The sequence below is a fragment of the Pseudomonas sp. GL-R-19 genome, assembly GCF_019956375.1.
Taxonomy (GTDB): domain Bacteria; phylum Pseudomonadota; class Gammaproteobacteria; order Pseudomonadales; family Pseudomonadaceae; genus Aquipseudomonas.
This window is the reverse complement of the sequence record NZ_JAHBDJ010000006.1, coordinates 126,246-136,305: the sequence shown is the minus strand read 5'-3', so window position 1 is coordinate 136,305 and position 10,060 is coordinate 126,246. Positions and strand designations below refer to the sequence as shown.

The 10,060-nt window shown below is 59.5% G+C and carries 8 protein-coding genes; 2 read left to right on the top strand and 6 right to left on the bottom strand.

The annotated features are described in order from the left end of the window. Window positions 1-90 (top strand): integrase core domain-containing protein (locus KGA83_RS04005; protein WP_146615305.1); only part of this gene is annotated, 90 nt, incomplete at its 5' end. Between the two features lie 186 nt (window positions 91-276). Here KGA83_RS04005 and pgm read toward each other — a convergent pair. The 4 genes from pgm to KGA83_RS03980 form a co-directional block, all read right to left on the bottom strand. Beyond that, window positions 277-1,920, bottom strand: coding sequence for a phosphoglucomutase (alpha-D-glucose-1,6-bisphosphate-dependent) (pgm, locus tag KGA83_RS03995; RefSeq protein WP_223528555.1), 1,644 nt, complete (start codon window positions 1,918-1,920; stop codon window positions 277-279). Window positions 1,921-2,036: 116 nt separating this feature from the next. Continuing rightward, window positions 2,037-3,437, bottom strand: a complete 1,401-nt coding sequence (locus tag KGA83_RS03990; protein WP_223528544.1) for a PLP-dependent aminotransferase family protein — start codon at window positions 3,435-3,437, stop codon at window positions 2,037-2,039. Window positions 3,438-3,477: 40 nt separating this feature from the next. Next, a complete protein-coding gene (locus KGA83_RS03985) occupies window positions 3,478-4,968 on the bottom strand; it encodes a hypothetical protein (RefSeq protein WP_223528541.1) in 1,491 nt (496 codons plus the stop codon). A 1,177-nt stretch (window positions 4,969-6,145) separates the two neighbouring features. Beyond that, complete coding sequence (locus KGA83_RS03980; protein WP_108215514.1) at window positions 6,146-7,168, bottom strand: zinc-dependent alcohol dehydrogenase family protein; 1,023 nt, start codon at window positions 7,166-7,168, stop codon at window positions 6,146-6,148. 259 nt (window positions 7,169-7,427) lie between these two features. On the opposite strand from KGA83_RS03980, the gene KGA83_RS03975 reads away from it, so the two are divergent. After that, window positions 7,428-8,345, top strand: a complete 918-nt coding sequence (locus tag KGA83_RS03975) for a LysR family transcriptional regulator (protein ID WP_108215513.1) — start codon at window positions 7,428-7,430, stop codon at window positions 8,343-8,345. 8 nt (window positions 8,346-8,353) lie between these two features. On the opposite strand, the gene KGA83_RS03970 is transcribed toward KGA83_RS03975, so the two are convergent. After that, window positions 8,354-9,250, bottom strand: a complete 897-nt coding sequence (locus KGA83_RS03970; protein WP_223528538.1) for an alpha/beta fold hydrolase — start codon at window positions 9,248-9,250, stop codon at window positions 8,354-8,356. 3 nt (window positions 9,251-9,253) lie between these two features. After that, window positions 9,254-10,039: an SDR family NAD(P)-dependent oxidoreductase gene (locus KGA83_RS03965; RefSeq protein ID WP_223528535.1), complete on the bottom strand. Its 786-nt coding sequence runs from the start codon at window positions 10,037-10,039 to the stop codon at window positions 9,254-9,256. Between the last annotated feature and the right edge of the window lie 21 nt (window positions 10,040-10,060).

Genomic DNA, 10,060 nt, shown 5'->3' with positions numbered 1-10,060 from the left:
GTGGACGAGTCGGTGCAGATCTATAACAACGAGCGGCCTCATCTGTCGCTGAAATACAAAACGCCCGATGCGGTGCATCGGGCGTTTTGAGGCTGAAACAGGTGTAAACCTATTTCAGGACTAGACACAGTACAAATGTCTTCGCTGGCAAGCCAGCTCCTACATGGGGAATGCGGTCCAATGTAGGAGCGAGCCTGCTCGCGAAAAACCCGAGAATACCGCGGGGTGTCAGGCTGCCAGCGTTATCGTTGACGACCATCGCGAGCAGGCTCGCTCCTACAAGGAAATAGCACCATCGACCAGCGTTTGCGCCTCGGCCACCAGTTGTTTGAGGTGGTCGTCGCTGACAAAGCTTTCGGCGTAGATCTTGTAGATGTCTTCCGTGCCAGACGGACGCGCCGCGAACCAGCCGTTTTCGGTCATGACTTTGAGACCGCCAATGGCCTGGTCATTGCCCGGCGCGTGGCTGAGGATGTTCTGGATCGGTTCGCCAGCCAGTTGGGTCGAGGTGACCTGTTGCGGCGACAGCTTGCTCAACAGCGCTTTCTGCTCCGGATTGGCCTTGGCGTCGACCCGCACCGAGAACGGCTCACCCAGCTCATCGGTCAAGGCACGATACGCCTGGCTCGGGTCGCGACCGGTCCGGGCAGTCATCTCGGCGGCCAGCAGGGCCGGAATCAAACCGTCCTTGTCGGTGCACCAGACGCTGCCGTCCTTGCGCAGGAACGAGGCACCGGCGCTTTCTTCACCGCCGAAACCGAGGGATCCATCGAACAGGCCGTCGGCAAACCATTTGAAGCCAACCGGCACTTCGTACAGGCGACGACCCAGGCGCCTGGCCACGCGATCGATCAAGCCGCTGCTGACCACGGTTTTACCCACGGCCGCATCGGCACGCCATTGCGGACGGTTCTGGAACAGGTAGTCGATGGCAACGGCGAGGTAGTTGTTCGGCGCCAGCAAGCCACCGGACGGCGTGACGATGCCATGGCGGTCGTGGTCCGGATCGCAGGCAAACGCCACGTCGAAACGTTCTTTCAGGCCGATCAGGCCTTGCATGGCGTGGCCGGACGATGGGTCCATGCGGATCTGGCCGTCCCAGTCGACGGTCATGAAACGGAAGGTCGGGTCGACCTCTTTGTTCACCACGTCCAGGTCCAGGCGGTAATGCTCGGCAATCGCCGACCAGTAGCGCACCCCCGCTCCACCCAGCGGATCGACACCCAGGCGCAGCTTGGCATCGCGGATGGCGTCGAAGTCGATCACGTTGATCAGGTCGGCGACGTAGGTGTTGAGGTAATCGTGACGATGGGTGGTGCTGGCCTTCAGTGCCTGCTCGTAGCTGATGCGCTTGACGCCAGCGAGCTTGTTGGCCAGCAGTTCGTTGGCCTTGGCTTCGATCCACTTGGTGATGTGGGTATCGGCCGGACCACCGTTGGTTGGGTTGTACTTGTAGCCACCGCTTTGCGGCGGGTTGTGGGACGGCGTGATGACAATGCCGTCCGCCAGGCCGCTGGTGCGACCGCGATTGTAGCAGAGGATCGCATGGGAAATGGCCGGCGTCGGCGTGTACTCGTCGCCAACGGCGATCATCACGGTCACGCCATTGGCGGCCAGTACTTCGAGGGCGCTGGCGCCGGCCGGGGTGGACAGTGCGTGGGTGTCGATGCCGACAAACAGCGGGCCATCGATGCCTTGAGCTTCGCGATACAGGCAGATCGCCTGGCTGATCGCCAGCACGTGCCATTCGTTGAAACTCAAGTCGAACGAGCTGCCGCGGTGCCCGGACGTGCCGAAGGCAACGCGCTGGGTCGAAATCGCGGCATCAGGCTGGCCGGTGTAATAGGCCGTTACCAGTCGCGGGATGTCGACCAACAATTCTACCGGTGCCGGTTTACCCGCAAAAGGACTGAGTGTCATGCAAAACCTCTGGAATAGAGTGGTTCAGGAATGGGGTCGCAGTTTACTGGCAGTTCGACCGCAACGCGATGGGATCGATCCAATAGAATGAAGGGTGTTATTTTTTGTCTCATCACTCACTCGATTGATTCCAGACGCAGCGCATCCCCCAACAAGCCCAGTGCGGCAGCCAGGTTGTGATCGCCGCCGAAGGTATGACTCAAACGCAAATGCTGCCCGTGCAGACCGTGGAGGCTGAACAGTTCCCCCGGCGCGATGACCACCTGATGCGCCAGCAGGCGCTGGAACACACGACGGACATTGACCCGACGCAAGGAGCGCACCCAGATCGTTGCACCGCCTTGCGGCTCGACGAAATGCAAGGCATCACCCAATCGCTCCTGCAACAACTGGGTCATTTGACTCTTGCGTTCCTTGAGTAGCCGTCGCAGCACCAGCAGGTGTTGATCAATGCGACCGCTGCTGTACAAGCGGGCGATGGCTTTCTGGCGAATCGGCGAGAGACGAAAGGAGCGCAGCAGAAAGTGCCGTTGCAGCTCAGCGCTCAAATGCCTTGAAAGCAGGTAGCCGTAGGGCGCTTCCGGACCGATGATTTTCTCGAACGTGGAAAACACCATCAGCCGTTCAGGGTCCAGCAAGTCGCGAAAGCGTACGCCTCCAAGGTCAAATCCGAGTTCGCCATAACAGTCGTTTTCCAGCACCCAACTGTCATGCGCGGCCAACAGCCGGGCAATGGCTTGCCTGTTTTCGTCAGACGCCAGGCTGCCACGGGGCATGTTCAGGGCCGACGACAGCATCACCAGCATGACCGGTTCGGTATCCAGCAGCGTTTTGAGCCGCTGCATATCCAGGCAACCGTCGGCTTGTACGGGCCACTCGATCACCCGCACGCAGGCGGCTTGAAACAGACGCAGGATCGTCCAGTCGCACGGCGATTCGACCACCACGGTGGCATCCTTCAAGCCCAGCACGGCGATCAGGATTTCCAGTACACCACGAAGATCGGCGCCGATGTAGACGTCATCGGCATGCCAGTAACGCATCGGAGACGTGGTGTAGCGTGCAGCCAGGGCGGTGCGCAATTCGAGCTCGCCACAGGGTTGCGAAGGCGACTGCGGCTGTCGGGGATACTGGCGCAGCAACTCTCGCTCCAGCAGCAACAAAGGACTGTCGAGCGGCTGCAGCAGCGCCGGTTCATCGGCGCTCAGGACCAGCATCCCCGGACGCCTGGCATTGACGTAGACGGCTTCCAGCAGGTCGCTGCCGCTGTCCTGCAGGTTGATTGAGGACACCGGCAACGCGTAGTAACCGGACTTGGCCACCGAATAGACGCGCCCCTCTTTCTCCAGGAGCGAATAGGCGTACTGAATGGTCGAGATCGACACATTGAGGCGCTCCGCCAGATGCCGCAGCGACGGCAGGCGGATGGGCGAATCCCCTTCAGACTCGTTGATCAGGCTGGCCAGGTATCGATAAACCGCCTGATAGGCGAAATCCGTTTCTCGTGGACCTTTCATGAATGAAGGCCGGCCGCACTGGCTGAAAATCCGCCCACGCTCAGTGACCCGCCGACCATTCATCCACCAACGTGATATCAGCGTCAGGATCGCCCAGCGCATTTCGCAACGCCGCCATCTGGATCAGTGCTTCAGGCGTTCTGCCAGCGCTTCCTCGCGCCCACTCCATGCGATAAAGCCGGCCAATCAGGCTGATGGGCAATCCGCTGACATCCATCATCCATTGCATGATCTGTTCGGCGACCGGGTGCCCCTGCATGGCCCGGTGCAACTCGGGCATGGCCACCAGCATGCCCGGATGGCACTGACGCAGAAAACGCTCGAGCCCCGCACCTCTTTCTATAAAAGGCGCAAAAAGCAGGCACACCAGTTGTGCTTCGCTCAGGCCCAGGTTCTTTTGCGCCTCGGCCGCTGCCCTGGCGCGCAGCTCGCTCAATGTCGCCGGGTTGCCGAAGACCTTGATGGCCTGCTCGCACAAACGCTCAGGCAAGCGCTTGCGGCGCATCATCACCAGGGCGCGTTGCAGGTATTGCGCCACGCCGGACTCGTAATCGCGACCCTGCACGAAGCTCGCCTGCAAGCCCTGCACGTGCGCCGAGATCGACGGGCTGACGAATTCGTTGTCACTGATCTGCGCGAACAGTTCGTCAGGCTGGAATCGGAGAAACTCCGTCAGCAATGGCCAGCGCTCTTCCAGGTTACTCACCAGCAGGTCGTGAATATCGATGCAGGCCGTACGACGACAGGTCTCAAAGCGCTCTTGTGGACGCCATCGGGCCTGGCCGTAATCGGCGTAGAACGCGTGATAGCAGTCGCTGCCCAGTTCATCGAGCAGCGCAAACAACCCCGAATAACCGGCCTCGCCCCCGTATGAATGCGTGAGCCCTGCCTTGGTCGCGGCACGTTTCAATCCATCGATGAACTGCTTTTGCTGACCCAACGTATCAGCGATGAGCAAGGCGTCCACACCACCGTCCCAGCGGGCGATTTGTCCGTAGAACTCTCCCGTTGTCAGATAACCGTCATCCCACAGGTCGAACCCGCCGCGCCAAGCCCGGCGATGGCCGATCATCAACAGGTTCAGGCGGCCGGACTCGCGACCGGCGTCGGAGGTCGGCGTCAGGTGGTTGAACGGCAAGACTTCGCGATCATCGACCATCAACACCTCGACTCGGGGATCGTCATAGACAAACAATGCGCTGTTGGTCCGGTGCATGTTCTCCACGGCCGCGCAGCTTGCCCCGTTCAATCGCAACGAGGCGATGCGCAACTGGAATGTCGCCGGTGCCCGCGTGGCGATGATCAGCTGCGCAGCACGCAACAATGCCAGTGTGTAGCAGTTGTCACGGGTTCCGGACTGGATCGCCAGCACCTTGTATTCGCCAATGCGCCCCATGCCCCCTGCCGCTACCGCCAGGCGCTGAATCAACAATTGCAATGCGGTGCGTTCGGCACGGGAAAAAAACCCCAGCAATCGCTGCAGCACCTGTTGATAGACATAGTTCATCGCTTGGTCATGGATGCTGGTCATCTTTATTTACCTGATACTCGTAAGTTCAATATCGCGCAGACAGCAAATCCCGTTGGACTGTCTGCACGTATGAAGTCATGGACTTTATTGCCAAATGCTAGCACTTGAATTTTCTGTCGATCATTTGAAACGTTCGTAGCGCCCCCTCGACTTAACGACGCAAGCGAAGCTGTAGCGCCCGGCTGGCAAGGGCTTGCTCGATTTAAACGGCAGTCCTAGGAAACTTCCGACAATGTCCCACAGACACTTAATACAAGAAATAAGGAAGGAAGTTGTCGCTATCTTGTTGGCAACTACGCAACGACACACTAGTTTGGAGATGCGCACCGACGGCGCACATTGAAAAGTTTCAGCCTGACACCCAACCATGACTCATTCCTTGAGATGAAAGTAATCATTCAATTATCAGGGCTTAGTGGATGATTAGAAGCTACAGATTACGGGCAAAAACCAGCTCAGTTGCTGGACCGGCCTGCGGATCGACGGCTTTTTTTGGTTCTTCACACAATCCCGGGGAACACCGATACCTGTAGAAGCTGCGGTGCGGCGATCCGACTTGCCAGCGATGGCGACCTTACGGCCGAGCATTTTCTTCCTGGTGTATATATCCATTGTTGCGGTTACGGCCACTTAGGGTTCCGCCCTGACGGCGGGTCACTTGGAAGAGCCTGTAGGAGCGAGCTTGCTCGCGATGGAGGTCAACGATGACGCGGGGAGCCTGACACCCCGCGGTGCTCTCAGGTTTTTCGCGAGCAAGCTCGCTCCTACAGGGCCCGCCACGATCGGCCATCCATGGCCGTACGCGGCTAACCCGGCATCCATGCCGGGTTGCCCACTACGCAGAACCTGCGCTCGGCCTCACGAGGGGGCGTGCACCGCAACAGCACCGCGAGGCGAGCTAACGCTCGACCTCGTTGTTTGGTGGTGCACGCGTTCCCCTGTAGGAGCTGCCGAAGGTTCGGGCCGCGTTCGGACGATCTTTTTGATCTTGCTTTTGCGATCTGGAGATTGCTGAAGATCAAGATCAAAAAGATCGCAGCCTTCGGCAGCCCTTACAGATATTTCGTTATATGTGTTCCCCCGGAATTCCGTGAAAAACCTTTTTTTGGGGAGGGGGGGACTGAAACGAAAGAGTCCGCGTGGGCACGGACTCTTGGGTGGGCTATTGCGGCGATTGTTATGCCGGTTCGACCTGCAGCGCGACCCTTTCGCGACACGGGCATTCGTCCATGTAGCGGTGCGCTTCGACAAACTCGGCAAACGGGAAGACCCGAGTCTTGAGCGGCAGCAGAACGCGGTCGGCAGTCATCTGATTGATGTCGCGCAAGGCACGTTGCAGTGCGACCTGGTCCTGGGTGATGCCCAGTTCCGGCTTGCCAGTGAAGTTGCCGATGCAGTGTACGAAGAACTGAATGTTTTTCTGGAACGCTGCGCAAGCCGGGAAAGGCGTCTGGTTGCCGCCTTGCAGGCCGTACAGCACCAGGCTGCCGCGAGGCGCCAACACATCGCCAAGCAACGACATCTGCGGACCGCCCAAACCATCGAATACCACATCCACGCCGCGGTTATCGGTGATCTTGTTGATTCGTACCAGAAGATCTTCTTCCTCGGTGACGATGACTTTCTCGGCACCCAGTGACAGCAGATACTCACGCTCGTCTGCTGACTTGGTCGCGGCGATCACTCGAACACCCAAGGCCTTGCCCAGTTGTACGAACGAAGGTCCGGCGCAATGACTGGCGTCGGTCACCAGGGCAAACTGCCCGGGTTTGACCCGTGCCAGATCCGCATAGGCGAAATAGGCAATCAACAACGGCGTGTAGTGCACGCTGGCTTCAATCGGGCTGAGCACATCCGGGTAGCGGGTCAGTGCCGATCGCGGCAGAACGATCTGCTCGCCGTAGACCGGGTAATCGTTCGGGCTTTCAGCCGGGAAACTGGCAACCTTGTCACCGACGGCCAGGTCTTCAACGCCATCGCCGACGGCCGTGACGATACCGGCCATTTCATGACCAAGGCCTGAAGGCAGACGAGCGTGGGACGAGGCCAGGTTCTGGCGCCAAAGAATGTCATACCAACTGATGCCGATCGCTTCGACGCGCACCTGCACTTCGCCCGGTGCAGGCAGAGCCGCCGCATGCTCTTCGCATTTGAGCACCTCGGCTGGACCAAACTTGTGAAAACGGATCGTGCGGGACATCGCAAACCTCGCCAATTGAACCTCTAATGCCTTGAACTCTAGCTGGGCTTTCAACCCAACACTATCTGTGGCTATTAATAGTCGACATGCCTGTCATTGATTCCGCGGCGGCGGCAATATCGTAGGAAACTGGAGCCGCCTTTGTAGGAAATCTGAATTACCCGGTGCAGAGTACCAGCCTTTCCCCGTAATATTCCTGCTGGCCATTGTTCTCATATGGCTGCTCACGTCAAGTTTGCTGACTCTGCCAGGACTCCAGATGAATCGTAATGACCTACGTCGTGTCGACCTGAACCTGTTGATCGTTTTCGAAACATTGATGCACGAACGCAGCGTGACCCGTGCTGCGGAAAAACTGTTCCTCGGCCAGCCGGCCATCAGTGCGGCACTCTCGCGCCTGCGCGGCTTGTTCGATGATCCTTTGTTTGTGCGTACCGGTCGCAGCATGGAGCCGTCCGCCCGGGCGATCGAGATTTTCGCCCTGCTGTCGCCGGCACTGGATTCGATTTCCACCGCCGTCAGCCGTGCGGCCGAGTTCGATCCTGCCACAAGTACCGCCGTGTTCCGCATCGGCCTTTCGGACGATGTCGAGTTCGCCTTACTGCCCATGCTGCTCAAGCGCCTGCGTGCCGAATCGCCGGGGATTGTGCTGGTGGTGCGCAGGGTCAACTACATCCTGATGCCGGGAATGCTGGCGTCCGGGGAAATTTCCATCGGTGTCAGTTACACCACCGATCTGCCGGCCAACGCCAAGCGCAAAGTGTTGCGCCGCAGCCAGCCCAAGCTGTTGCGCGCCGACACCGTGCCGGGGCCGTTGAGCCTGGATGATTACTGCGCTCGCCCCCATGCACTGGTGTCGTTCGCCGGCGACCTCAGCGGTTTTATCGATGAAGAACTGGAAAAACTCGGGCGCAAACGTCATGTGGTGCTCGCCGTGCCGCAGTTCAACGGGTTGAGCACCCTGCTCGCGGGCACCGACATCGTGGCTACCGTGCCGGACTACACGGCCGATGCACTGACTGCCGCGGGCGGTGTGCGTGCCGAAGATCCGCCATTGCCGGTGCGCAGCTTTGAACTGCATATGGCCTGGCGCGGGTCGCAGGATAACGATCCGGGGGAGCGCTGGCTGCGCTCGCGGATTCAGATGTTTTTTGGGGATCCGGATAGCCTCGCGTAACCGAAAAACTAGTGCGGGTCAGGTAACGTTTTGTCAGGCTGTTCGGGATCGAGAAAAGCCAGCGCCTTCGCCACGAAATTGGCGTGATTCTGGAAAATCGCACCATGTCCGGCATCTTCGTAAATGATCAATTGCGCGTTCGGGATGCGGCGGGCCATATCAGTAGAGTTCACTGTCGGCACCATGATGTCGTTATCACCATTGGCGATCAGTACCGGGATCCGGATACTGCCCAGATCCTGAGGTGCCTGCAGCCCCCACGCCTTGATCGCCTTCAACTGCCGCGAGAAGGCATTTGGTGTGGGTCCCTTGTCCCGATCCGTTTTGCGCTCCTTCAGTCGCTTCAAGAAGGCCTTCGCGGCTTGGCGACCATTGGCCGAGCCTGTGAAGAACAGGTAGAACTTCGGATCCCGCAGCGTCAGTAACCCCTTGATCATCAATGGCCAGGATGCCGCCCCTACCCTGTCAATGTCTTTGCCGCCCGCCGGCCCTGTACCCGCCAAAATGAGCTTGCGTACCAGGCCGGGGGCTTTGAGCACGATGTCCTGTGCCACGAATCCGCCAAGGGAAAAACCGATCAGATCAACCTTCTCCAGGCCAAGCCCGTGGATCAGGGCTATTGCATCCCGCGCCATTTCATCAATGGTCAGGGGCGCGGTTCCTCCCGATGCGCCGATGCCTCGGTAGTCAGTGGCGATGACGCGATGCTGACTGGCAAGACCATCGATGATCCGCGGATCGAAGTTGTCCAATACCGCGCCCCAATGGTTGAGAAGAATCAGCGGCACCCCGCTGCGAGGCCCCAGATCACGGTAGGCAAACACAGTCCCAGCGACATTGATCGAGCGGTTTACGGCAGTTACGTAGGACGTACCCGATCCAAGGTAATTGTCGGAATGGGTCATTGTTTACTCCGTGCGATACCGCTCTGCTACATGCGCTTGTCTAATGTCCGAAATGAGCGCTTGTCGCGCGGCGTCCAGGGCGGTCCAGCGACTGGCGTCATGCAGTGGCGGGATGGTCACCAGCTCACGCCGATCGAAGCCCACCAGCGCGGCATCCACCAGCTCACCCACCTCCATCAGTTCCGGCAGCGCGTTGATGTCGATGCCCGCACGCCCCCAAATCTCCGTGCGAGTACCGGCAGGAAGCACGGCCTGGATATAGACGCCTTTGGGCGCGAGTTCCAGACTCAGTCCCTGGGATAGAAACAGCACAAAGGCCTTGGTGGCGCCATAGACTGACATGCCGAATTCCGGCGCCAAGCCAACCACTGAACCGATATTGACGATCGCGCCTTCACCGGCCTGCGCAAGCCGAGGGGCGATTGCGCTGGCGAGTCGCACCAACGAGGTTGTGTTGAGCGCGACGAGTCGAGCGATATCGTCGGTCGTCTGCTCGATGAAACTGCCGGACTGGGCTGCCCCGGCGTTGTTAATGAGGATGCCGATGCGCGAATCATCGCGCAGGCGCGTCTCGACGACGGCCAGGTCGCCGGACTGGGTGAGATCGGCCTTAAGGATATCGACTGCGACGCTGTGTTCCTCGCGCAGGCGAGCCGCCAGTGTCTCCAGCCTGGCTTTGTCGCGGGCAACCAGCACCAGGTCGTGGCCGCGACGTGCGAAGCGCTCGGCATAGGTGGCGCCGATGCCGGAGGAAGCGCCAGTAATCAGGACTGCGGGATGGGTAGTCATATAGTTGCTCTCTTGATCAGG

What these genes read in the sequence shown, in the direction of transcription:
- KGA83_RS03975 (WP_108215513.1), top strand. Translation starts at nt 7,428, where the DNA reads ATGAATCGTAATGACCTACGTCGTGTCGACCTGAACCTGTTGATCGTT.
- KGA83_RS03965 (WP_223528535.1), bottom strand. Translation starts at nt 10,039, where the DNA reads ATGACTACCCATCCCGCAGTCCTGATTACTGGCGCTTCCTCCGGCATC.
- KGA83_RS03990 (WP_223528544.1), bottom strand. Translation starts at nt 3,437, where the DNA reads ATGAAAGGTCCACGAGAAACGGATTTCGCCTATCAGGCGGTTTATCGA.
- KGA83_RS03980 (WP_108215514.1), bottom strand. Translation starts at nt 7,168, where the DNA reads ATGTCCCGCACGATCCGTTTTCACAAGTTTGGTCCAGCCGAGGTGCTC.
- pgm (WP_223528555.1), bottom strand. Translation starts at nt 1,920, where the DNA reads ATGACACTCAGTCCTTTTGCGGGTAAACCGGCACCGGTAGAATTGTTG.
- KGA83_RS03970 (WP_223528538.1), bottom strand. Translation starts at nt 9,250, where the DNA reads ATGACCCATTCCGACAATTACCTTGGATCGGGTACGTCCTACGTAACT.
- KGA83_RS03985 (WP_223528541.1), bottom strand. Translation starts at nt 4,968, where the DNA reads ATGACCAGCATCCATGACCAAGCGATGAACTATGTCTATCAACAGGTG.